Genomic DNA, 22,726 nt, shown 5'->3' with positions numbered 1-22,726 from the left:
ACATGGGCACGCCAGCACGCCGGGAGCACAGGGGCCTGTTCCCAGAGCTGTTCGACTGGCTGGACTGGCCGGCCGTCCGCTCCCAGCAGCCGATCAGGTTCGAGGACTACATCAAGGACGGCCGTTACGTCGTGCGGGCCGAGCTGCCGGGCATCGACCCGGAGAAGGACCTGGAGATCACGGTGCGCAACGGCGTCCTCACCATCCACGGCGAGCGCCGCGAGGAGCTCAAGGAGCAGCACCGGACGGAGTTCCGGTACGGCAGCTTCTCACGCTCCATCACCCTGCCGCCGGGCGTGGACGAGCAGGACATCCACGCCGTCTACGACAAGGGAATCCTCGAGATCAGCGTCAAGCTCGCCGAGGAGAAGCAGGAGGGCAGGCGGATCCAGATCGAGACCCAGCCCTGATCAGCCCTTCGGGCCCGCTCCGCCCGGGCGGGCCCCGCGCAGGCAGGCGACCGTATGTTGACAGAGCCACTGTCGCCGCCCCGGTTCACCGACACCGCGGGCGGTCACGCCGTGACCGCGGTTCCCATTTTCCGCCTGGAGACCACCGCAGGCGAGGCATGGGGCCGGATGGCGGGCACGCGCTACGACAGCGCCTCCGACATCGTGGTCCACGACCGGGACCGCCGGCTCCGCGGCCTGGTGAGCATCGAGCGGCTACTCGCCGCCGACCGCGACGCCACCCTGGCCGAGCTGGCAGACCGAGATCCGCCGATCGTGGCGCCGGGTGTGGACCAGGAGGTGGCGGCCTGGCACGCGGTCCAGCACGGCGAGAGCAGCCTGGCCGTGGTCGATCCAGCCGGACGGTTCGTCGGACTGGTTCCCCGCCGCCGGCTGCTGCGGGTCCTTCTCCAGGAGCACGACGAGGACATGGCCCGGCTGGGCGGATACCTGCGAGGGTCGAGCCTGGCCAGGACGGCCGCGGAAGAGCCGGTGGCCAGACGCTTCGCTCACCGCATCCCCTGGCTGATGCTGGGGCTGGCCGGGGCGATGGCGTCCACAGGCATCCTGGCCACCTTCGAGGAACGGCTCGCCGCGAACGTCGCCCTGGCGTTCTTCCTTCCCGGCGTCGTCTACCTGGCCGACGCCGTCGGCACGCAGACCGAGGCGGTCGTGGTGCGCGGCTTGTCGGTCGGTGCGTCGATCCGGCGGCTCGCCCGCGGCGAGGCCGTCACGGGGCTGATCATCGGTACGGTCATGGCCGCCGCCTTCCTGCCGTTCGCGCTGCTTTACGGCGATGCGCGGGTGGCGCTGACGGCGGCCATCTCCCTGTTCGCGGCCTGCTCGGTGGCCTCGGTGCTGGCCATGGGGCTGCCGTGGCTGCTCAGTCGCCTCGGCCGCGATCCCGCTTTCGGTTCTGGGCCGCTTGCGACGGTGTTGCAGGACCTGCTGTCCATCGCTGTCTACGTAGGCACAGCGTTGATCATCGTCGGGTGACCGGGCGGCTATGCCATGCAGCGGTGCAACGACATGGTGGGCCGAGCTGCTGCAGGAGTACGCTGATCTGATCGCGATCACCGGCGGTGACGCGTTCAAGGTCCGCGTGTACGAGAAGGCGGCCAGGTCCGTGGACGGGTACGCGCAGGACATCTCGGGCCTGCACTTGGCCGGGCTGCGGCGGATACCCGGCGTCGGCACGTCGATCGCCGCCAAGATTGACGAATACGTGCGTACCGGGTCCATCCACCAGCTGGAAGAGCTGAGAGAGACGATGCCGGCAGGGGTCCGGCTGCTGACGACCATCCCCTCGCTCGGCCCGAAGAAGGCGATGATCCTCTACGAGGAGGCCGGCATCGGCTCCGTCGAGGACAGGCGGCAATCCGCGGGGGCCGGCTGCAGGGGTTGCGCGGCTTCGGCGCCAAGCCCGAAGAGAACCTGCTGCACGGCATCGACGTGATGCACAAGATCAGCGCGCGCGTGCGCCTGGACGTCGCGATGGGCGTGGCGGAGGAGATCGTCGCCGCGCTGTCGGCCGTGCCCGGCTGCGAGCGCTGCGCGTACGCAGGACCCCTGCGCAGGATGAGGGGACACCATCGGCGACGTCGACATCCTGGCCACGGCCGCCGACTCCGCGGCGCTGATGGCGAGGCTTGCGGGCCTGCCGGTCGTGGCCGAGGTGGTCGCGCGCGGCGAGACCAAGGCCTCTGTCAGGACCGACGCCGGCCTGCAGATCGATCTGCGGGTGGTGCGCCGGACGGCTGGGGCGCGGCGTTGCAGTACTTCACCGGCTCTCGGGCGCACAACATCCGCACCCGGGAGATCGCCGTGCACAAGAGGCTCAAGCTGTCGGAGTACGGGCTGTTCGACGTGGCGAGCGGGGACCGGATCGCCTCGGCTGACGAGGAGGATGTGCACCCTCGGCTCGGCCTGCCGTGGATTCCCGCGCCCCAAGGGAGTACGGCGGAGAGATCGAGGCCGCGCTGGAGGGGCGGCTGCCCAGCCTCGTCACCACCGCCGACATCCGCGGTGATCTGCACACCCACACCAACCTCGCGGACGGGCTGGCCAGCCTGGAGGAGATGGCCACCGGCGCGGCGGCCCGGGATTACGCGTACTACGCCGTCACCGACCACGCGCCGAACCTGTAGATACTGCGGATGACCGAGGCCAAGGCGCTGGAGCAGCGGGAGCAGGTGCACCGGCTGGACAGCGCCTTCGGCGGGATGCGCTTGCTGGACGGCATCGAGCTCAACATCGACCTCACGCGCCGACACGACCAGGCGGCTCGTCCAAACCTGCGAGACCTGTACGTCAACATCATCGACCATCCGACGACCCGGCTCATCGGCAAGGGGGAGCCCGGCGACGCCGACTGGCCGGAGGTGTTCGAGGCCTGCGCCCGCACCGGCACCGCGCTGGAGATCAACGCGCTTCCTGACCGGCTCGACCTGTCGGCTGATCTGGTACGGATCGCGCAGCGCGCAGGCGTCGTCTTCGCGATCGACACCGACGCCCACGCCGTCCGCACCTGGCCCACCTCAGATACGGCATCGGCACCGCGCAACGCGGCTGGCTCACGGCCGAGCAGGTGATCAACACCTGGTCACTGGACCGGCTCAGGGGCTTCCTGAGGAAAGGAGGGCAGGCGTGATCCGTACATCGAGACCGGGAGCCTGGCCGTCGCGACAGGTGGCCTAATCCGGTCCAGAACGGCGATACCCATGACAGGGCTACGGTGCGAAGGCGATCGAAGGAGCGTGTGAGGTGGCGACCATGACAGAGCCGATCGTCGTCGGGTTCGACGGATCGGAGTCCTCGCTGCGGGCCGTGAGCTGGGCCGGGCAGGAGGCGGAAATCCACGCCGCCCCGCTCCACATCGTCCATGCCGCGCCGAGCTGGTCGTTCGACACCCTTCTCGTCCCCGAGCCGCCCGGCTGGGAGGTCGAGGCGGAGGCCGCCGCCCGGGAGCGGCTGAAGCAGGCGGAGATCCACGCCCGGGCCGGCAGGCCGCGGTTGCAGGTCACCGCGCGGATCGCCATCGGGCCAGCGCGCGACCTACTCGTCCAGGCCGGCGAGGGGGCGCAACTGCTCGTAGTCGGCAGCCGCGGGCACGGCGGATTCGCCGAGCTGCTGCTCGGCTCTGTGAGCCGGCACGTCGCCACGCGGGCGCCGTGCCCGGTGGCCGTCGTCCGGCAGCCGCCGACTGGCGAGCACGGAGCCGTCGTCGTGGGCGTGGCGGGACGGCCCGGCCAGGAGGGCCTGCTGGACTTCGCCTTCCAGGAGGCGGCGCTGCGGCATGCTGTCCTGCGCGCCATGCACGCCTGGACGCACCCCGGCACGGTCACGCCCTGGTCCGTCGATCCCGCCGTCTACGACATCGAGGCCGTGGGGCAGGAGGAGGCGCTGCTGCTGGCGCAGGTCCTCGCCGGGTGGCGGGAGAGGTTCCCGGACGTCGAGGTCGTCCAGCAGGTGGTGCACGAGCACCCGGCCAGGGCGCTGGCCGACGCCTCGGCTGAGGCCGACGTCGTGGTCGTGGGGGCCTCGCACGGCGTGCCGCAGGCGCTGCTCGGCCTGGGCGGCACGGCTCACGCCGTGCTGCACCACGCGCGCACGCCCGTCATCGTGGTCCGCGGCTGACCATCCGGCATGAGGCCGTGAAGGGGGGAGTCCCATGAGACCGTGGGCGGAGATCAAGGAGACCCACGCCGCCGTGGTGGTCTTTCTCGGCGACCACGGCGGTCAAGCTGAAGAAGCCGGTGAACCTCGGTTTCCTGGACTTCACCACGCGCGAGGCCCGCCAGGCCGCCTGCCGGGCCGAGGTGGAGCTCAACCGCCGGCTGGCGCCGGACGTCTACGAGGGGGTCGCGGACGTGCTGGGGCCGGACGGGCAGCCCTGCGAGCATGTCGTCGTGATGCGGCGCATGCCCGACGAGCGCCGCCTGGCCACGCTGATCCGCGCCGGCAAGCCGGTCGAAGAGCACGTGCGGCAGATCGCCCGAGTGCTCGCGAGCCTGCATGGCTCGGCCCGCCGCGGCCCGGAGATCGACAGGCAGGGAACCAGGGAGTCGCTGCGCTCGCACTGGGTGGCGAGTTTCGAGCAGGTCCGCGCGCTGCCCGGGGCGACGCTCGACGCTGACACGATGCGGGAGATAGAACGGCTGGGGATGAGGTTCCTCGACGGCCGAGGCCGGCTCTTCGCGGTCCAGATCGCCGAGGGACGCATCGTCGAGGGCCACGGAGACCTGCTCGCCGAGGACATCTTCTGCCTGGACAACGGCCCCCGGATCCTCGACTGCCTCGAGTTCGACGAACGGCTGCGCTCACTCGACGGGCTGGACGACGCCGCCTTCCTGGCCATGGACCTGGAACGGCTTGGCTCTCCGCGGCCGGCCGAGGTTTTCCTGCACGGCTACGCCGTCACGTTGGTCCTCGTCGGCGGGCCGCCGGTGACGGAAAGGTCCAGCCTGGCCATCGCCCTCGCGGACCGTCTCGACTACCCGATCCTGAGCAGTGACCGCATCGGGGAGGAACTCATCCGGGCCGCGCCGGACCGGGGCGCGCCGCCCGACGGCACGGTTGAGGAGAACGGCCCCGTCCATCATGAGCTCCTCGCCCGAAGCGAGACGCTGCTCGCACACGGCGAATCAGTCGTCCTCGACGCCTCTTGGGCCGACGCCGGCCACCGGGCACAGGCCCGTGACCTCGCGCAGCGCACGTTCAGCGATCTCGTGGAACTGCGCTGCACCGCACTGCCACAGCTCATCGCCGAGCGCTTGGCCCGTCGCGGCGGCGTTCCGGATACCGGTCAAGAGGCGATCAGCACGGCCCTGGCCGCGAACACCCCGCCGTGGCCGCAGGCGGTCGAGATCGACACCAGCGCGGGACCGGACCAGGCTGTCCAGCGGGCGCTCGACGCGGTGCACGCCCGGGGAACCACCACGAGATGGCGCTTCCGACGCCCGCAGATCGAGCCCGGCTGAGCCGGGCGAGCCCCGTTTTCCGCACGTCGGAGTGATTGAGGCATCTGCGGCGTAGTTCTGCCTGTGGTCGTAGTGGGGCACGCCGAGCGTGGAGAAGTGCGCGGTTACTGCCGGTGGTGGCCGATTTGGGTTCCCGGTTGCGGATAGAACAGACCGTTCCGTCGTACACCCACTATCCGGCGGAGCCCGGCCCATGTCGGTCGGCGGCGGTGTCGAGCAGGGCGGGCATGGCCTGCGGACCGCGGGGATCTGGTCGGCCTCGCGGTGGTGCGTCAGGTACAGAGTCCTCGGCCGCAGCTGGACCGCCGGGCGCACCGCAACATCGGGGTCCTGCGCGGCGTCGAGGGCGAGCTGCGGGAGCAGCCCCACGGCGAGGCCCCGCGCGATGAGCGCCTGGGACACCACGTAATCATCGGTGCCGTGCCGGATGTCCGGCACGAACCCGGTGGCACCGCACGTCTCGCGCAGGTTCGCGGTGCAGCGCTCGCACCCCGCGCTCCACTTCTCCCCCGCCAGCACCCTCAGGTCAAGCGGCACATCGGCCGGTTGCGCATGGGGTGAAAGCGGGGCAGCACGAGTCGCACCGGGTCTTCGCCGATCGCGATCCGCACCAGCCCCGGGCTGTCGGAGAGTTGCTCGCCGGCGTGAGTGAAGGTCACGGTCAGATCGACTTCGCCCGCGGCGAGCAGGTCGAGCGCATGCGGAGGCTCGGCCTCGCGCAGCCGTACATCGATGCCGGAGTAACGGCGGCCGAGCAGACTCATCGCGTCGGGGACGATCGCGGCCCCGGCCGAGGGAAAGCGGCCCCGGCCGAGGGAAATACGGCCAGCCGCACGGTGCCAGCGCGCAACTGGCCCAGCGCGTCGAGATCGTCGGCCGCGGCGTGCAGGCGGGTGGCGATGGCGTCGGCGTGCCGGAGCAGCATCTCGCCCGCCTCGGTGAGCTGTACGCCGCGGGGGCGGCGCAGAACGAGGGGCATCCGGGCCTGACGTTCCAGGTGGCGCAGGTGCTGGCTGACGGCCGGCTGGGTCCAGCCAAGCGACCTGGCCGCGCTCGCGATTGACCCGGTTCGGGCAATCTCCCGGAAGATCAGCAGCCGGTTTGGAATTGCGCAGGACACGGCGCTCGCGCTGGTAGTTCCACGCACCCTGCCTCTTGAGCATTTTGACGTGGTCGCTCGAATGGCCGGCGCGCAGCCAGACCGAACCGGCAGCCGGTCACGTACCTGCCATCGGCCCTCCACCGCCGGGACCTTCGCCCCTGGGCTGGAAGTTCATTTCCTGCGAAAACAGGTAGGCGAGACGATGCGGCGCCTCGGCCGATCGGAGACCTGGAGCAGGGAGGAAGACGTGGTGATTCCCACACGCTCCGGACTGTCGTGTGTGGAGGCGGCGGTACGCCTGGAGCGGGACGGACCCAACCTCCTCCCGCAGAAGCCGCCCGTCCCGCTGTGGCGGCGGATCGCCGCCCAGCTTCGCGATCCCTTGATCATCGTCCTGCTCGTTGCGGTGGCGTTGACCATCGCTACGGGTGACTGGACCGACACGGCCGTGATCATGCTCGTGATCATCGTCAACACCTCCGTCGGGGTCGTGCAGGAGGTGCGCGCCGACCGGGCCATCACGGCGTTGTCACAGCTCACCGCCCCGAGAGCACGCGTGATCCGCGACGGCTCCCAGACGGAGATACCGGCGGCCGACGTCGTCGTGGGAGACCTGCTGGTCCTGGCCGAAGGCGACATCATCGTGGCCGACGCCACTGTGGTGGAATCGGCGGCGTTGCTCGTCGACGAGTCGTCCCTTACCGGAGAGTCCGTGCCGGTGGACAAGACCGACGACGATCCCGTCTCCTCGGGCACCATCGTGGTACGAGGGCGTGGCCGGGCGACGGTCACTGCCGTGGGGGCGGCGAGCGCGAGCGGCCGGATCGCGACCATGATGGTCAAGGGAGCCGGGCTGACGCCGCTGCAGCGCCGCCTGGTGGGGGTCGGGCGGTTGCTGGCGGGCGTCGCGGTGGCGCTGTCCGCGCTGGTGCTGGCTCTGGGATTGGTCCGTGGGCAACCGGTCGAGTTGATGGTGGTGACCGCGATCAGCTTGGTCGTCGCGGCCGTGCCCGAATCCCTGCCCGCGGTCGTGACCTTGAGCCTGGCCTTGGGAGCTCGCCGGATGGCCGCGCGCAACGCTCTCGTACGCAGGCTGCCCGCCGTGGAAACGCTGGGCGCAGTGACCGTGCTCGCCACCGACAAGACCGGCACTCTCACCGAGGGCCGGATGGTCGCCCAGCACCTGTGGACTCCCACCGGAGAGGCCACGATCACCGGCTCCGGATACGCACCCGACGGCGAGATCGTGCGCGACGGCTCCCTCGACGGCACGAGTCTCACCGACCTGCTGGCGGCGACCGTGCTGTGCAACGACGCCAGATTGTCACCGCCCCAATACCCCGACGGGGAGTGGACAGCGCTGGGCGATCCCACCGAGGCGGCCCTGCTCGCCGCCGCCGCCAAGCTCGGCCTTGACCGTCAACAACTGCAAGAGCGCTTCCCACGGGTGACCGAACGTCCTTTCGACAGCGAACGCAAGCGGATGAGCACCGTACTTCGCCTGCCGGGCGGGCATGGCAGGGTGATCTGCAAGGGCGCGCCCGACGTGCTGCTCCGCCCACCTGTCCTGGCCGATGAGCCGACGCTGCTGGCTCGCGCCGCCGAGCGCGCCGAGCAGCTCGCCCAGGCGGGCTACCGCGTCCTCGCCGTCGCGAGCCGCGATCTGGACACCGTTCCCGAAACAGCGCCGGAGAGCGGGTTGTCGCTGCTCGGGCTTGTCGCGATCCTGGACCCGCCGCGTCCCGCGGCGGCCGCCGCGATCGCCGCCTGCAAACAGGCCGGCATCAGGCCGCTCCTCATCACCGGGGATCACCCCGGGACCGCTCGTGCCATCGCCACCGATCTGGGCATCATCGCCCTCGGTGATCCGGTCGTGGACCTCTGCGATCCCGGGACGCCTGACCATGCCGAGATCAGCGTGTACGCCCGGGCCACACCGGGGCAGAAGCTCGATATCATCCAGGATCTGCGGACTCGTGGCGAGACCCTCGCGATGACCGGTGACGGTGTCAACGACGGCCCGGCACTACGACGCGCCGATATCGGCGTCGCCATGGGCAAACGCGGCACCGAAGTCGCCCGTCAGGCGGCCGACCTCGTGCTCGCCGATGACAACCTGGACACCGTCGTCGCGGCCGTCGAGGAGGGCCGCCGGGTTTACGCCAACATCCGCCGGTTCCTGGTCTACGGCCTGTCCGGCGGAGCAGCCGAGATCGCGGTGATGTTGCTGGGGCCGTTCGCCGGCCTCGTGCTCCCCTTGCTTCCCGCCCAGATCCTCTGGATCAACCTGCTCACGCATGGACTGCCCGGCGTGGCTCTCGGCGGCGAGCCGGCCGTGCCCGGGGCCATGGCCAGCCCACCTCGGCCTCCCAGCCAGAGCATCCTGGGCGCGGGGCTGTGGCAGCGCATAATCCGGATCGCCGTCGTCCTGACCGCTGTCACCCTCGGCGTCGCCATCTGGGCCCACCAGACCGGACGCCCATGGCAGAGCATGGCCTTCTTCGCCCTCGGCGCCATCCAGCTCGGCGTCGCGCTCGGCTCTCGCACGCGGCCCGGCACGCTGGCCAACCCCATGCTGCTGTTCGCCGTCGCCGGTGCGCTCGTACTACAGTTGGCCGGACTGTACCTGCCGCCGCTCCAAGAGCTGCTCGGCACCGAACCGCTGGCCATAGGCGACCTGCTGATCGTCACCGCGCTGTCGGTCCTCGGCTACGCCGCCGTCCGCCTCGACCGGATTCTGCACCCGTCCCGCTCGCGGCGGCCCATCCAACCCCCGGGCAACGCCGCCCACACACACTGATCCCACCACGGTGATCGACAGCGAGCGCGAGCCGGATCACCGGCGTCTTCTTTGCCTCTCACGCATCTGCCCTGGTCAATCACAGTCCCAGAGGACTTGCGCGCCAACCAGCTCGACCGCAGCCCGCCTACCGTGCCGACCAGCACCTGGCCGCCGTCCTGGCACGCAGTCTCCGGCCGCGCACCGGACAGGGCCCCTTCCCGCCGAGCGGTAGGTGACCTCGTTCCGGTGCCGGGCCCGGTCGGTCAGCTCGCCGGGCATAGTCCGTGCCTCCTCCGGACCATGCCTGGAGGAACAGCGCCTCGCCTTCCAGAAGGATTCGCGCGAAGTGATCTGAAGGCTCCACAATGGTCGGGTGCAACACGACCTGAGCCGCTTGGCCAGCCACGAGTTCGAAAACCTCGCTCAGGTGCTTGCATCGCCGTTCTCGGTCCGGGCGTCAGCGTGTTTGGCGGCGGCCGCGACGGTGGCCGTGAGGCCACCTTTGACGGCAAGGTGTCCTATCCCGAGCCCGGGCCGGACGGCCCGTGGGCTGGCTCTAGGACGCCGAGGCCGGCAGGTCCACAAGGTCGGCGAGCCGGGCCCGGTGCCAACCCGCCGTACCCAAGGCGATCTGGCACGCCTTGGCCCGCTTGAGATACAGGTGAGCCGGATGCTCCCACGTCATGCCGATGCCGCCGTGCAACTGGATCGCTTCCTCCGCGACGTGCACCGCGATCTCGCTGCAATGGGCCTGAGCCACGGCCACGGCAACCTCGACATCGTCGGCGTCATCCGCGAGGACTCCTGCGGCGTAGCGCGCAGCAGCGGCCGCACCCTCCACCTGCACGAAGAGATCCGCAAGCCGGTGCTTGAGGGCCTGGAAACCGCCCACGGCCCGACCGAACTGGCGACGCTCCTTCACATACGCCAGCGTGGTGTCGAAGCACCATCGGGCCACTCCCAACTGCTCGGACGCGAGCAGTCCGGCCCCCCACAGCAATCCCCGCTGGACAGCGATGGCTCCCGGCGGGCCTGAAGCGATCACGGTGCCGTGCGCTCCGGTCAGGTCGACATCGGCCAGCGGCCGGGACATGTCCAGCGAGACGACGGGGCGAGCGTCGACCTCCGAGGCGCGGACGGCGTAGAGGTCGACGCCCGCATCCCCAGGCACCGGCACGAGCAGCAGGTCCGCGTCGAGCACGCCAGCAACCGAACGCACCTGACCGCAGAGCGCACCCTCCACCACCGACAGCGGGGGAAGGTCACTGCCCGGAGCCGTCGACCACGGCACGACCAGGGCGACGCGATCCTGGCCGGAGGCAACACCCTGGACCAGGTCGCTCCCCGACTCCTGCAACACCTGCGTGGCGATCACCGAGCTTGTCAGAAACGGGACCGGAGCGACCGTGCGACCCAGCTCCTCCAGGACGACTGCCACCTCCCGTGCGGACGCTCCGGCTCCGCCCAGCTCCTCGGAGACCAGCAGGCCGGCGAGTCCGAGCTCATGCGCGAGGCCCCGCCACAGCCCGGCATCGACCGGGGCCCCGTCGTACAGGGCCGCCACGTCCGAAGGCTGGCACCGGTCGGTGAGAAACGCGCTCACTGCCGCACGAAGGTCGTCCTCGACATCGGTGTAGAGAAGACTGCCGACGGTCATCGCTCGAGTTCCTTCCAGGGGAGGTCTTTGTCGAACCGCGGCTCGGCCGGGAGTCCGAGGACACGCTCGGAGACCACGTTCTTGAGGATCTCCGATGTACCGCCCTCGATGGAGTTGCCCTTCGCGCGCAGGTAGCGGTAGCTGGCGTCCTTCGCGAGGAAGTGCAGCTCCTCCGGTTGAGTCATCGTCCAGTCGCCGTAGCGGAGCCCGTCGGCACCGTTCAGCTCCAGTTCGAGCCCTGAGAGGGCCTGACTGATCCGGGCGAACGTCAGCTTCATGGCCGACCCCTCCGGACCCGGCTGCCCTGCGGCCAGCTTCTGGGCCAGGCGGATGCTTGTCAACCGTGCAACCTCGGCCTCGACCCAGAGCGCCATCAGCTGGTGATGAAGGTCCGGCGTACGATGCTCCGGGTGCTCGCGCCAGTTACGCGCCACGATGCCGATCATGCCGTCCTCGCGTGGAGCCGGACGGCCTCCGATCGCCAGTCGCTCGTTGTTGAGGGTCGTGTTGGCGATCCGCCAGCCGTTGCCTTCCTCTCCGAGCCGCCACTCGTCACTGATGCGCACATCGGTGAGGAAGACCTCGTTGAACTCCGCCTCACCCGTGATCTGTCGCAGCGGGCGAACATCGACCCCCGGCTGGGCCATCGGGCAGAGGAAGTAGGTGATGCCCGCATGCTTCCGGCGATCCGGATCCGTGCGCGCGACGAGGATCGCCCACTGTGCGTTCTGCGCCGCTGACGTCCAGACCTTCTGGCCGTTCACCACCCATTCGTCACCATCACGCACGGCACGGGTGCCGAGCGCAGCGAGGTCCGATCCAGCGCCCGGCTCGCTGAAGAGCTGGCACCAGATCTCCTCCCCCGTCCACAACGGCCGCAGGAATCGCTTCTTCTGAGCTTCGGTCCCGAAGGCGAGGATCGTGGGTGCCGCCATCCCTAGCCCGATCATGTTCACCCGCGGCCGGTTGTCGTGCCCGCCGGCCGCTGCGAACAGCTCGTCGACCTCGCCCTGCAGCGGTCGCGGCAGCCCGAGGCCACCGTGTCCCAGCGGGAAGTGCACCCACGCCAGGCCTGAGTCGTACCGGGCTTGCAGCCATTCCAGTGCCGGCGTGCTGCGCGGATCATGTACGGCGAGGAAGTCGGCTACTCGACGCCGCATCTCGTCCTGGGCGGTCATCGCCTCGCCGCCTCGAGGTGACGCTTGATCTCGTTGCGGCCGAGCGCGTTGAGGTGCACCTCGTCCGGGCCGTCGGCGAAGCGCAGCGTTCGCACGCCGGACTGCATCTCGGCCAGCGGGAAGTCCTGGCTCAGCCCCCCGGCACCATGGGTCTGGATCGCCTTACGCGACTCTGCGATCCACTCTCGGATCACCCCCTGCTCCGAGAGGGACCGTCCGAACTCCACCCGCTCGGACGCCCGCAGGCACATCAGCTCGACCGCCCGCTCGGCGATGCCGATCGAGCGCATGCAGTGGATACGGCTCGGACCCAGCCGCGCCTGCGCGTTGGCGAACCCGGTGCCCTCCTCGCCGATCAGGTTCGATGCGGGCACTCGCACATCGGTGAACACGATCTCCGCGTGTCCGCCGTGGCTGTGGTCGTCGTAGCCGAGGACATGCATGCCACGAAGGACCTCGACGCCCGGGGTGTCACGCGGCACGAGGATCATCGACTGATGACGATGACGATCGGCGGTGGGATCGGTCCTCCCCATGACGACGAAGATCTTGGAGTCGGGGTTCATGGCGCCCGTGATCCACCACTTGCGGCCGTTGATGACGTACTCATCTCCGTCGCGCACGACGCTCGGCTCGATGTTGGTCGCATCTGACGACGCTAGCGGTCGCAGCCACTTCTCCTTCTGCTCGGCGGTGCCTACCGGATAGACGTGCTCGTCCATGAAGGCGTTCAACTGCTCCCGCAGCTCCTGGGTGCGGGCATCGTAGGCGAAGTCCATCAGTAGTGCTCCTCCAAAGAGTCGAGGCCGATGGCCACCATGGGCTCGACCATGTCGCCGATCCCGTCAAATCCAGAGCCCACGGTCTGTCCATGGACGTAGCGGTAGTGGATGCCTTCGAGGATCACTGCCGCCTTGAAGGCCGCAAGGGCGAGGTGGAACCAGAGGTTGCCGAGGTCGCGACCACTCGCGGTTGCGTAGCGTTCGAGCAGCTCGGCCTCGGACGGCCAGCCCGGAGCCCGGGGGAAGGTGGCGACGGCAGCGCCGGCGCCGAACTCCTGGCTGCGCTGGTAGACCACCAGCAGTGCCACGTCACTGAGCGGATCGCCGAGCGTGGACATCTCCCAGTCGAGCACGGCCGCGATCTGGTCGTCCTCGTCGATCAGCACGTTGTCGAGCCGGTAGTCGCCGTGCACGATGGCTGGCGAAAGTGTCTCCGGGACCTTGGCTGCGAGTCGTGCGCGCAGCTCGTCGATGCCGGCGAGGTCCCGACTGTGCGATGCATCGAGTTGTGCACCCCACCGGCGTACCTGCCGCTCCAGGAATCCCTCCGGGCGGCCGAAGTTGGCGAGGCCGATCGACTCGGCGTCGACCCCGTGAAGGGCGGCGAGCACGTCCATGACCCGGCGGCCGATCGCCGCCGTGCGTTCGGGGCCGAGTGGCTCGAGCTGCCAGTCCTCGCGGTAGGGCGTGCCGTCGACGTACTCCATCACGTAGAAGGGAGCCCCCAAGACCTCGGGATCGGAGCAGAGCTCGTACGTCGCGGGCACCGGCACCGCTGTCTCCTGCAGCGCCGAGATGACCCGGAACTCGCGGGACATGTCGTGCGCGGTGGACAGCACGTGTCCGAGGGGCGGCCGGCGGAGCACCCACCGGTGCACGCCGTCCTCCACCAGGTAGGTCAGGTTCGACCGGCCGCCTGCGATCACGCGGCAACCGAGCTCATCTGAGCGCGCTCCGGGCAGCTCGGTGTCGAACCATCGAGCAAGTCGGCCCAGGTCAAGGCCCGGCAGCTCATTCCGGGATGAGCCGGTCACGTCAGGGAACCACCACTGCGAGGGAATCCGCGACGCAGGCCGGCTTCTGAGCATTCTCGATCTCGATCGTGACTCGCGAAGTCATCAGATAACCGAGGGAGCTCTGCTTGAGCGACACCAGCCCGATGCCGGCGCGAACCCGTGACCCGACCGGTGCGGGCGCAGGGAACCGCACCCGGTCGCAGCCGTAGTTGACCACCATGGAGAGGCCGTCGATCCGGAAGATCTGCTCCGAGAGCATCGGCACGAGCGACAGCGTGAGAAAGCCGTGCGCGATGGTGGTGCCGAACGGTCCGGCGACGGCGCGCTCCTGGTCGATGTGGATCCACTGGTGATCACCCGTCGCGTCCGCGAAGGCGTTCACCTGCGCCTGGGTGATCTCATGCCATTCGCTGTAGCCGATGTCGCTGCCGACCGCCTCTTCTAGCTCGGCGATGCCGTTGAAGACCTTCACTGTTCCTCCTTCTGAGATGGGTTGTCCGGCTCAACCCTGCGGACCGCCGGCGACGTACAGCACCTGTCCTGATACGAAGCCGGCGCCTTCGCTCACGAAGAACGACGCGGCGTGCGCGATGTCCTCGGGACGGCCGGTGCGCGCCACGGCGATGACCTTCGCGGCGCTCTCCTTGAGGTCCTCGAAGGAGACACCCACGCGCCTGGCCGTGGCCTGCGTCATCTCGGTCTCGATGAAGCCGGGAGCGACGGCGTTGGCGGTGATGCCGTACTTGCCGAGCTCGATCGCAAGGGTCTTGGTGAAGCCCTGCATACCGGCCTTCGCCGCCGCGTAGTTGGCCTGACCCCGGTTGCCGAGCGCAGAGGTGCTCGACAGGCTGACGATCCTGCCCCACTTCGCCTGCGTCATGTGGGCCTGCACAGCGCGGGTCATCAGGAAGGCGCCACGCAGATGCACGTTCATGACTGCGTCCCAGTCGTCGGTGGTCATCTTGAACAGCAGGTTGTCGCGGATGATGCCGGCGTTGTTGATCAGCACCGTGGGCGGACCCAGCTCGGCGACGACCCGCGCCACCGCGTCGGCCACCGCCTGCTCGTCGCTGACGTCGGCTCCGATCCCGATGGCGCGTCCGCCGTCGGAGACGATCTCCTCGGCGACCAGGTTCGACGCGGATTCGTCGAGGTCGAGCACCGCCACGGCGAGCCCGTCCTGAGCCAGCCGGCGAGCAATCCCGGCTCCGATGCCGCGTGCCGCTCCGGTCACGATGGCCACACGCTGTTCGGTCATGCTTCTACTCCTTCTGCTTGGGTCGTGAACCGTAGTCCGGTCACGAGCCGACTCGACGCCCTGGGCATCGGCGACGTTGGGCTCCGCGTCGTCGAGAAAGACCTCGAACTCCTGGATGCTCAGATCGCCGGTTTCAAGCCTGTGGATGGGAGCGCCCTCCGGAGACGAGTGCGAGAGCCATGCCTTGAGCACGGCCGAGAACGACTCCGGGGCGATGCCGTCCGCCTCCGGCCATGCACTGCTGCTGACCGGCTTGGTGAGGACGCCGCCGTAGTCCAAGACCACGGCTCGATGCGGGCCGGCTCGCTCATGCGACGTACACCAGGCGCCCGACCGTGCTGCCGTCGGCGAGCCGCTGCACACCATCGGCAACATCGCCGAACGCCAACCGCTCACTCACCAGCGGCCTGATCAGCCCGGCGTCGGCCAGGCGGGTGACTTCGGCGTGGCACTGCCGCACCAAGGCCGGATCCTTGCTGTTGTACAGACCCCAGTGGAGCCCGAGGATCGAGTAGTTCTTGACCAGCGCGTGGTTGAGGGCCGCCGACTGGATATCGCCTCCGGCGAAGCCGACCACGACGATCCGGCCTTCGAAGGCGATGCACTTCGTCGAACGCTGATAGGTCTCGCCTCCGACGGGGTCGTAGATGACATCGACACCTCGGCCGCCGGTCTCTTCCTTGACCACCTCGACGAAGTCCTGCTCACAACGGTCGATGACGACGTCGGCTCGGAGCCGGCGCGCGTACTCCGCCTTCTCCGGGCCGCCGACAACGCCGATCACCCGCGCCCCGGCTGCCTTCCCGAGCTGGATGGCAGCACTTCCGACACCACCTGCAGCCGCATGCACGAGGAGGGTCTCACCGGCTTGGATGCCGGCCCGTCGGTGCAGTCCGAACCAGCCGGTCTGGTACCCGATCTGCAGCGAGGCGGCCTCCGCGTCGTCCAGGACTCGTGGTGCGCGGAACGTCGTGTGCTGGCTCATCACGGCGTACTCGGCGAAGCCACCGTGCGGCAGGTCCGGATTGCCCAGCACCCGGTCGCCCACTGCAAAGCCGGTGACCTTCTCGCCCATCGCGACCACTTCGCCGCACAGCTCGACGCCGGGCGTGAAGGGGATCTCGGGCTTGATCTGGTAGAGCCCGCGACATAGCAGCGCGTCGGGGAAGTTCGCGGCGGCTGCCAAGACTTTGACCACGACCTGGTTGGCGGCCGGGACGAGGTCGGCGACCTCGCTGAGCACGAGCGCGTCCCGCGGTTCGCCCAGCCGGGTGACCTGCCATGCCTTCATTGCTGCCTCGTTTCGAACCTCTGCTGGAGCCTGTTCATGCCGGACAGCCACCTGTCGGTGTCCGCTGCCCGAGCTTGGTGGTAGCCGGCGACCTCGGGATGGGGCAATGCCAGGAACCGGTCCTGCTCGATCGCCTCCATCAACGTGTCGCCGACCTCATCCGGGGTCCTGGCTGCGTCGGTGACCATGAGGTCGGCCCAGGCGCCGCTCTTCTCGAGCATCGCGGTCTGCACGCCCTGGGGACAGACAGCATGGACCTGAATCCCACGATGGCGGTACGTCGCCGACAGCCATTCCGCGAACCCCACGGCCGCATGCTTGGTGCTCGAGTACGTCGCCGCACCGAGCGACATGAGGAGCCCGGCAGCTGATGCCGTGACGACGAATCGGCCGCGACCGCGTTCGAGCCACGTCGGGACCAGAATCCTGGCGGCACGCACGTGCGCCATCAGGTTTACCTCGATGTTGATCGCCCAGTCCGCCTCCGACGCGTCGAGGCCGAATCCGCGCGAGACTCCGGCGTTGGCGACGTCCACGTCGATCTCACCGAGGTACTGTGTGGCCCGCTCGATCAGCGATGCCACGCCCTCCGGTGTGGCCGCGTCGCCGGGGACGGCGAGACCACCGGCCTCCTCGGCCACTGTCTGTAGGCCTTGCTCGTCGAGGTCGCTGACGACCAGGCGCGCACCTTCGGAAGCTAGCCTCAACGCGATCGCACGACCGATGCCGCGGGCGGCGCCGGTGACGACGACGCCCTGACCCGCGAGCTCCGCGCCGGTATTCACGCCACTCCGCCCACCAGGGTCACCCCACCGTCGACGACCAGTTCCTGACCGGTGACGATCGCCGGCTTGCCTGCGAAGCGAGTCGTCACGAGAGCCGCTCCAGCACCATCGCCATACCCTGTCCGCCACCCACGCACATCGTCTCGAGCCCGAACTGCTTGTCGTGGAACTGGAGCGAGTTGATCAGCGTGCTGGTGATGCGCGCGCCGGTCATGCCGAAGGGGTGGCCGACCGCGATGGCGCCGCCATTGACGTTGAGCTTGTCGATGTCGATGCCGAGGTCGCGGGCCGAGGGGATCACCTGCGCCGCGAAGGCCTCGTTGATCTCGACGAGGTCGATGTCCTCGATCGTCATGCCTGCCCGGGCGAGGGCCTTCTTGCTCGCCTCCACCGGACCGAGACCCATGATCTCGGGCGAGAGCCCGGTGACGCCGGTGGAGACGATCCGGGCCAGCGGGGTCAGTCCGACCTGCTTGGCCTTGGCGTCGCTCATGATGACGACCGCTGCTGCGCCGTCGTTGAGCGGACAGCAGTTCGCGGCGGTGACGCTTCCGTCGGGACGGAAGACCGGCTTGAGGTGGGAGACCGATTCCATGGTCACGCCGGGGCGAGGGCCGTCGTCGACGGAGACCATGGTGCCGTCCGGCAGTGTCACCGGGGTGATGTCTCGTTCCCAGAAGCCTTTGGCGATCGCCTCCTCGGCGAGGTTCTGGCTGCGGACACCGAACTCGTCCTGCTCTTCGCGGCTGATGCCCTTGAGCCGGGCGACGTTCTCGGCGGTCTGCCCCATCGCGGCGTACAGGTCGGGCATGGCGGGTCGCGGGTCGCTCCATCCCTGACCGCCCTCGGCCAGGACCGCGGTGCGCTTCCGTGCCTCGTCGACGAGCGGGTTCTCGGTGCCGGGGATGTCGGAGAAGCCGTTGCCGTACCGGCTCACCGCCTCGACGCCGGCGGAGATGAAGACGTCGCCCTCGCCCGCCTTGATCGCGTGGAACGCCATACGGGTGGTCTGCAGGCTGGAGGCGCAGTAGCGGTTGACCGTGGTGCCGGGCAGGTGGTCCATTCCCGCGAGCACGGCCACGGCCCGGGCCATGTTGTGGCCCGCCTCGCCTGCCGGCTGGGCGGACCCGAGCATGAGGTCCTCGATGTCACGCGGGTCCAGGGCCGGAACCTTCGCAAGGGCTGCTTGGACCATGGCCACGGCCAGGTCATCGGGCCGCACCGAGACCAGCGATCCCTTGATGGCACGGCCGATCGGGGAGCGGGCGGTGGCGACGATCACGACTTCGGGCATCTGTGGTTCTCCTTGCTAAGCAAGCGCTTAGTGAGTCAACATCATGGATCGGACTATTCAGCCGGGGCCGACGCGGTCGCGTCGGCGTGCTCCAGACGCCCCACCACGCGGAGCAGCACGGAGGCGTCCAGTTGGCGGCCGCGCCAGGCGATGTGCTGGTCGGGGCGGACCAGGAGGAAGGGTTCGCGTGCCCACGCGGCCGGCGCCGGGATCACCGTCAGTGGGATGCCGAGACGCTCCGCCTCGCTCTGGAACCGCGCGATTGCGCCCGGGTCGGCGACGCGTGGATGAATCAAGGTGAACCCGCGGCCGAGGTCGTCGTACAGCGCATGACCTGGCTCGAGCCAGGCATGCGGGAGTCGCGAGCCGGGTACGGTCGACGGCGTGTAGCTCACCACGGTGAAGGGCGGCGCCTCGTTCGTCGTGACCACCACCGGTGAGCCGTGGTACGAGTACCCGAGCACGAGACCCAGCGAGTTGAACTCCTCGTACTTGGTCTCCTGGATGCGTTCGGCGGTCCGCGCGATGTCGGGGCCTGAGGCCTCGAGGTTGCGCGTCGCGGAATCGATCGTCTGCTGTGCGACATCGCGCCGCTCCGCCTGGTAGGTGCTGAGCAGCTCGCGGCCTGCCCAGCCGCGCAGCACCGCGGCGAGCTTCCAGCCGATGTTGACCGCGTCTCCGACGCAGGTGTTGAAGCCGTGGCCGCCGAAGGGCGGATTCACGTGCGCACTCTCACCGACGAGGAAGACCCGCGCGGAGGCGTACCGGTCGGCGATCAGCATCCGGGGCACCCACGGGTCGGTGGCGAGCAGCTCGATGCCCGTCTCGTCCGCCGGCTGTCCGGTGAGTGCGGCGAGGAGCTCGACCACGCGCCGTTCGGTGCACGTGGCATCGATACCACCGAGGCCCGCCCACCAGAGCCCCTTGCCGTCAAGCGGGCCCATGGTCGCCTTGACCTCCGGGCCGATCACCCAGTACTGGATGGCCTCACCGATCGCGGGCCGCAGTCCCGGTGCGCGGAACACCGTGTTGAGGTTCGAGCGAGGCGACGACACCCCGACGAGCGTCGACCCGATGGCGTCTCGGGAGACGCCCTTCGCTCCATCGCAGCCGGCGACGTACTCCACGGTGATCTGGTACGTCGACTCGTCGTCGCGCGTGATCTCGCAGGTGACCGAGTCGCTCGACTCGGTCAGACCCGTGACGCGCTCTTGGAGCCGGAGCTCGACGAGCCCGGTCGACTGCAAGTGGGCGCGGAGCACCTCCTCGACGATCGGTTGCGGCACCTGCTGCCCGCCTTCGGCGAAGAGGTCACTGGGCGCAGCGCGCATGCCGAACGCATCGTCGAACTCGGTGATGCGCTCCCCGTTGAGAGTGGTGCAGAAGACGACCCTTCGGCACCACCCCGGTTTGAGGGGAGCAGCGTTGCGGATCGCACCGGCGATGCCCCAGCGCCGGAAGAGCTCCATCGTGCGTGGGCTTGTCGTCTTGGCGCGTGGCCTGGTGTGGGAGACAGCGGCCCGCGGCTCGACCACGATCGAGGGGATGCCGTGGAATGCCAGCTCGGCCGCGGTGGCGAGTCCGGCGGGTCCGCCCCCCGCGACCAGGACCGGAGCCGTCGATGTCGAGTTCACTGGTTCAGGCATGCGCGTATGATCCGGCGTGTGAGGGTCCACGCACATGGGGCATTTCAATGAGTGGCACGGAACGCCCAAGGCGACCGTCCGGCCGTCCGCCGGTCGGGGAGCCGATCCTCGATCGGGCCTTCCGGCTCCTTCGAGCCTTCGTCGACAACGGCGAGAGTCTGTCGCTGCAGACGTTGGCCGCCCGTTCCGGCCTGCCGAAGAGCACCGCGCTGCGGATCGCGAACCAGCTCGTGCGCCTCGGGGCGCTCGAACGTCGCGAGGACGGCGAGTTCGTCGTCGGCCTGCAGCTCCTGGAGATCGCGTCACTCGCGCCACGCGGGCACGGACTGCGCGCTGCGGCGCTGCCGGTGATGGAGGACCTGCATCACGTCACGCGCCAGCACATCCTGCTGGCGGTGCGCGAGGGCGACGAGGGTGTGTTGGTCGAGCGGCTGTCGGCAGCGGACGCGATGGCAGTCAAGTACCGGGTCGGCGGGCGGATCCCTCTCGGCGAAACCGGCATCGGCTTGGCACTGCTGGCGTACGCCCCCGAGTCAGTGCGTCAAGTGTGGTTGGAGCGTTCCGTGGACCCCGCCCGGCTCCGGAGGCTCCTTGCGATGACGAGAACCGAGGGTGTGTGTGCGCTCACCGACCCGAATCCGTTGTCGACCGGCCCGCACATCATCTCAACCGTGGCGGCGCCGATCCTGAGTCATCGAGGCCAGGCGCTTGGTGCGATCTCGCTCGTATCGCCCGGTCCGCACGGCGCCCAGGTCGCAAACCGGGTGGCGATCCGCACCGCGAGCCTCGCCATCGCCCGCGCCATGCGGGCGCCTCACCCCCGTCAGGCGGACGAGGGCGTCTGCTGACCCGCGATCAGCAGTTCGGTGGTCAGGCGGATGTGCCGCTCGCTCAGGCTGACAGCGAGGTCGGCGTCGCGGCGGACGGTGGCTTCCATGATCGCGCGGTGCTCGGCCTCGATGTTGCGCTGCTTGCGGTGGCTCTCGGGCGTTGACCAGCAGCGGTAGACCTCCGAGATGGATCGAAGGCGCGCAGCCGCTTCGTAGAGGTAGCCGTTTCCGCAGCCGGCGAGGATGGCGAGGTGGAACGCCTCGTGCGCGGCGAGCCAGTCCTCGCTGATCTCGGGTCCGGCGACGGTGCGGCCGATTCGTTCGAGCGCATGGTGCTTGGCGACGACCTCCGACTCCCACGTGATGTCGCCGTGTGCGACTGCCTCGCGGATCACGAAGGTCTCGATGGCGACGCGTGCATCGGTGAGCTGGGTGAGGTTGTCGACCGTGACGTCGACGACGCGGAACCCGAGCTGTGCCTCGGAGGTGGCCAGGCCTTGCTCGACGAGTTGAGGCAGCACTTCGCGCAGTACTCCGCTGCTGACGTCGTAACGTGCGCCGAGCTCGGCGAAGCCGAGCTTCGACCCCGGTGCCAAGCGGCCGTTGAGGACATCCGAGCGCAGTCGTTGAAGCACCACGCTCGCCCGCGTGGTGGCCGCGATGGATCGAGCCATGGGCCGAAGTGTAGTCCAATTGTCGATATCTCGGGCAGACAGCCGCCACCGCCAAAATTTCGAAATACTCTTGACTTCTCGAATACGTGGTGGTTTTGTGAGCCAAACCACAGACGAAAGGTGAGCCACACGATGCGAATCGCGACGAGGGCAGGGCGAACGGTTCTGGTGTCGCCCGACTCCGCCACGGTGGTCGACCTCGCGAAGGCCAGCGAGGGGGAGTTCGGACCCGACCCACGACAGGTCTTCGACGCCTGGGACGCGCTGGTTCGCTGGTACGGCGCCGCCACTATCGACTTCGCCGCGGGCGACCGGTACGAGCTCAGCGAGCTCGAGGCGCCTTCGTCCGACCCCCGGCAGGTGTTCGCGATCGGGTTGAACTACCGCGATCACGCCGACGAGTCAGGCTTCACCTACCCCAAGCAGCCAGCCGTGTTCACCAAGTTCCTCGGCAGCTTCGCCGGACCGGCGGGCGACCTCGCTCTGGCGGGGGAGACGGTCGATTGGGAGGCCGAGTTGGTCGTCGTGATCGGCAAGCCCACGCGCAACGTCGCTGTCGAGGACGCCTGGTCGCACGTCGCCGGGCTCACCGTCGGGCAGGACTTCTCCGAGCGCACCTTCCAGCTGGCAGGACCTGTGCCGCAGTTCTCGCTCGGCAAGTCGTTCGTCGGCTTCTCCCCACAGGGTCCGTGGCTGGTCACTCCCGACGAGGTGCCGGACCCCGACCGGCTCCACATCTCCTGCACAGTCAACGGCGAGACCGTGCAGTCCAGCTCGACCAAGCAGTTGATCTTCCCGGTCTCGACGTTGATCTCGCACCTGTCGTCGGTGCTGGAGCTCTCCCCGGGCGATGTGATCTTCACAGGTACGCCGTCGGGTGTCGGCGGTGCCCGCAAGCCACCGTGGTTCCTCAAGGAAGGCGACGTCGTCGAGACCTCTATCGAGGGCATCGGCACGATGCGCCACGTGTGCGTCAAGGCGCAGTGACGGGGCGAGAAAAGGG

General features: G+C 69.1%; 21 protein-coding genes and 3 pseudogenes. 11 read left to right on the top strand and 13 right to left on the bottom strand.

Annotated elements, in window-relative coordinates:
* Positions 1-2: 2 nt before the first annotated feature.
* From DQW85_RS05050 to DQW85_RS05030, 8 genes and pseudogenes are all read left to right on the top strand, one after another.
* Positions 3-410: an Hsp20/alpha crystallin family protein gene (locus tag DQW85_RS05050; protein ID WP_113699249.1), complete on the top strand. Its 408-nt coding sequence runs from the start codon at positions 3-5 to the stop codon at positions 408-410.
* Between the two features lie 54 nt (positions 411-464).
* Entirely contained in the window at positions 465-1,445 is a 981-nt protein-coding gene (locus tag DQW85_RS05045) for a magnesium transporter (protein ID WP_113699248.1), read from the top strand.
* A gap of 10 nt (positions 1,446-1,455) precedes the next feature.
* Positions 1,456-1,905 (top strand): helix-hairpin-helix domain-containing protein, encoded by a 450-nt coding sequence (locus DQW85_RS46525; RefSeq protein ID WP_240196930.1) that lies wholly within the window; start codon positions 1,456-1,458, stop codon positions 1,903-1,905.
* Positions 1,905-2,330: pseudogene (locus tag DQW85_RS46520) on the top strand (DNA polymerase/3'-5' exonuclease PolX); the annotation flags it as partial. The gene DQW85_RS46525 and the pseudogene DQW85_RS46520, both read left to right, overlap by 1 nt.
* Before the next feature lie 50 nt (positions 2,331-2,380).
* Positions 2,381-2,596 (top strand): hypothetical protein, encoded by a 216-nt coding sequence (locus DQW85_RS46515; protein ID WP_240196932.1) that lies wholly within the window; start codon positions 2,381-2,383, stop codon positions 2,594-2,596.
* A gap of 9 nt (positions 2,597-2,605) precedes the next feature.
* Positions 2,606-3,040 carry a PHP domain-containing protein gene (locus DQW85_RS46510; RefSeq protein WP_240196929.1) on the top strand — a complete coding sequence of 145 codons (435 nt, stop codon included), beginning with the start codon at positions 2,606-2,608 and terminating at the stop codon, positions 3,038-3,040.
* Between the two features lie 181 nt (positions 3,041-3,221).
* The gene (locus DQW85_RS05035; protein WP_162794738.1) at positions 3,222-4,085 is read left to right on the top strand and encodes a universal stress protein; all 864 of its coding nucleotides are present in this window, start codon (positions 3,222-3,224) and stop codon (positions 4,083-4,085) included.
* Between the two features lie 119 nt (positions 4,086-4,204).
* The gene (locus DQW85_RS05030; protein ID WP_240196928.1) at positions 4,205-5,428 is read left to right on the top strand and encodes a bifunctional aminoglycoside phosphotransferase/ATP-binding protein; all 1,224 of its coding nucleotides are present in this window, start codon (positions 4,205-4,207) and stop codon (positions 5,426-5,428) included.
* Between the two features lie 294 nt (positions 5,429-5,722).
* Here the strand turns inward: DQW85_RS05030 and DQW85_RS48105 are convergent.
* A pseudogene (locus tag DQW85_RS48105) lies at positions 5,723-6,192 on the bottom strand (LysR substrate-binding domain-containing protein); the annotation flags it as partial.
* Positions 6,189-6,548, bottom strand: a complete 360-nt coding sequence (locus tag DQW85_RS47545) for a LysR family transcriptional regulator (RefSeq protein WP_162794737.1) — start codon at positions 6,546-6,548, stop codon at positions 6,189-6,191. The pseudogene DQW85_RS48105 and the gene DQW85_RS47545, both read right to left, overlap by 4 nt.
* Positions 6,549-6,777: 229 nt before the next feature.
* Here DQW85_RS47545 and DQW85_RS05010 point away from each other — a divergent pair, with 229 nt between their 5' ends.
* Positions 6,778-9,330 carry a cation-translocating P-type ATPase gene (locus DQW85_RS05010; protein ID WP_240196926.1) on the top strand — a complete coding sequence of 851 codons (2,553 nt, stop codon included), beginning with the start codon at positions 6,778-6,780 and terminating at the stop codon, positions 9,328-9,330.
* A gap of 538 nt (positions 9,331-9,868) precedes the next feature.
* Here the strand turns inward: DQW85_RS05010 and DQW85_RS05005 are convergent.
* The 10 genes and pseudogenes from DQW85_RS05005 to DQW85_RS04960 form a co-directional block, all read right to left on the bottom strand.
* On the bottom strand, positions 9,869-10,969 hold the full coding sequence (locus DQW85_RS05005; protein WP_113699242.1) for an acyl-CoA dehydrogenase family protein: 1,101 nt from the start codon (positions 10,967-10,969) through the stop codon (positions 9,869-9,871).
* Complete coding sequence (locus tag DQW85_RS05000; protein ID WP_113699241.1) at positions 10,966-12,147, bottom strand: acyl-CoA dehydrogenase family protein; 1,182 nt, start codon at positions 12,145-12,147, stop codon at positions 10,966-10,968. The genes DQW85_RS05005 and DQW85_RS05000 overlap by 4 nt, the downstream gene beginning before the upstream one ends.
* Positions 12,144-12,845 (bottom strand): annotated as a pseudogene (locus DQW85_RS04995) (acyl-CoA dehydrogenase family protein); the annotation flags it as partial. The pseudogene DQW85_RS04995 and the gene DQW85_RS05000, both read right to left, overlap by 4 nt.
* An 80-nt stretch (positions 12,846-12,925) precedes the next feature.
* Positions 12,926-13,963 carry a phosphotransferase family protein gene (locus DQW85_RS04990; protein WP_240196925.1) on the bottom strand — a complete coding sequence of 346 codons (1,038 nt, stop codon included), beginning with the start codon at positions 13,961-13,963 and terminating at the stop codon, positions 12,926-12,928.
* A gap of 1 nt (position 13,964) precedes the next feature.
* Positions 13,965-14,417, bottom strand: a complete 453-nt coding sequence (locus DQW85_RS04985; RefSeq protein WP_113699238.1) for a MaoC family dehydratase — start codon at positions 14,415-14,417, stop codon at positions 13,965-13,967.
* A gap of 30 nt (positions 14,418-14,447) precedes the next feature.
* Positions 14,448-15,203, bottom strand: coding sequence for a 3-oxoacyl-ACP reductase FabG (gene fabG / locus DQW85_RS04980; protein ID WP_113699260.1), 756 nt, complete (start codon positions 15,201-15,203; stop codon positions 14,448-14,450).
* Between the two features lie 307 nt (positions 15,204-15,510).
* Positions 15,511-16,446: an NADPH:quinone oxidoreductase family protein gene (locus DQW85_RS04975; protein ID WP_240196924.1), complete on the bottom strand. Its 936-nt coding sequence runs from the start codon at positions 16,444-16,446 to the stop codon at positions 15,511-15,513.
* Between the two features lie 44 nt (positions 16,447-16,490).
* Positions 16,491-17,279, bottom strand: coding sequence for an SDR family oxidoreductase (locus DQW85_RS04970; protein WP_113699236.1), 789 nt, complete (start codon positions 17,277-17,279; stop codon positions 16,491-16,493).
* An 85-nt stretch (positions 17,280-17,364) separates the two neighbouring features.
* Positions 17,365-18,573 carry an acetyl-CoA C-acetyltransferase gene (locus DQW85_RS04965; protein ID WP_113699235.1) on the bottom strand — a complete coding sequence of 403 codons (1,209 nt, stop codon included), beginning with the start codon at positions 18,571-18,573 and terminating at the stop codon, positions 17,365-17,367.
* A 53-nt stretch (positions 18,574-18,626) separates the two neighbouring features.
* A complete protein-coding gene (locus tag DQW85_RS04960) occupies positions 18,627-20,219 on the bottom strand; it encodes an FAD-dependent monooxygenase (protein ID WP_113699234.1) in 1,593 nt (530 codons plus the stop codon).
* A gap of 47 nt (positions 20,220-20,266) precedes the next feature.
* Between DQW85_RS04960 and DQW85_RS04955 the strand changes: the two genes are divergently transcribed.
* Positions 20,267-21,067, top strand: a complete 801-nt coding sequence (locus DQW85_RS04955; RefSeq protein ID WP_113699233.1) for an IclR family transcriptional regulator — start codon at positions 20,267-20,269, stop codon at positions 21,065-21,067.
* Here the strand turns inward: DQW85_RS04955 and DQW85_RS04950 are convergent.
* On the bottom strand, positions 21,043-21,723 hold the full coding sequence (locus DQW85_RS04950) for a GntR family transcriptional regulator (RefSeq protein ID WP_113699232.1): 681 nt from the start codon (positions 21,721-21,723) through the stop codon (positions 21,043-21,045). The two genes, DQW85_RS04955 and DQW85_RS04950, sit on opposite strands and share 25 nt — an antisense overlap.
* Positions 21,724-21,855: 132 nt before the next feature.
* Between DQW85_RS04950 and DQW85_RS04945 the strand changes: the two genes are divergently transcribed.
* Positions 21,856-22,710 (top strand): fumarylacetoacetate hydrolase family protein, encoded by an 855-nt coding sequence (locus DQW85_RS04945; protein ID WP_113699231.1) that lies wholly within the window; start codon positions 21,856-21,858, stop codon positions 22,708-22,710.
* Positions 22,711-22,726: the final 16 nt, after the last annotated feature.

This window comes from Nonomuraea lactucae, from assembly GCF_003313395.1.
GTDB lineage: Bacteria > Actinomycetota > Actinomycetes > Streptosporangiales > Streptosporangiaceae > Nonomuraea > Nonomuraea lactucae.
This window is presented reverse-complemented; position numbering and strand designations above follow the sequence as displayed.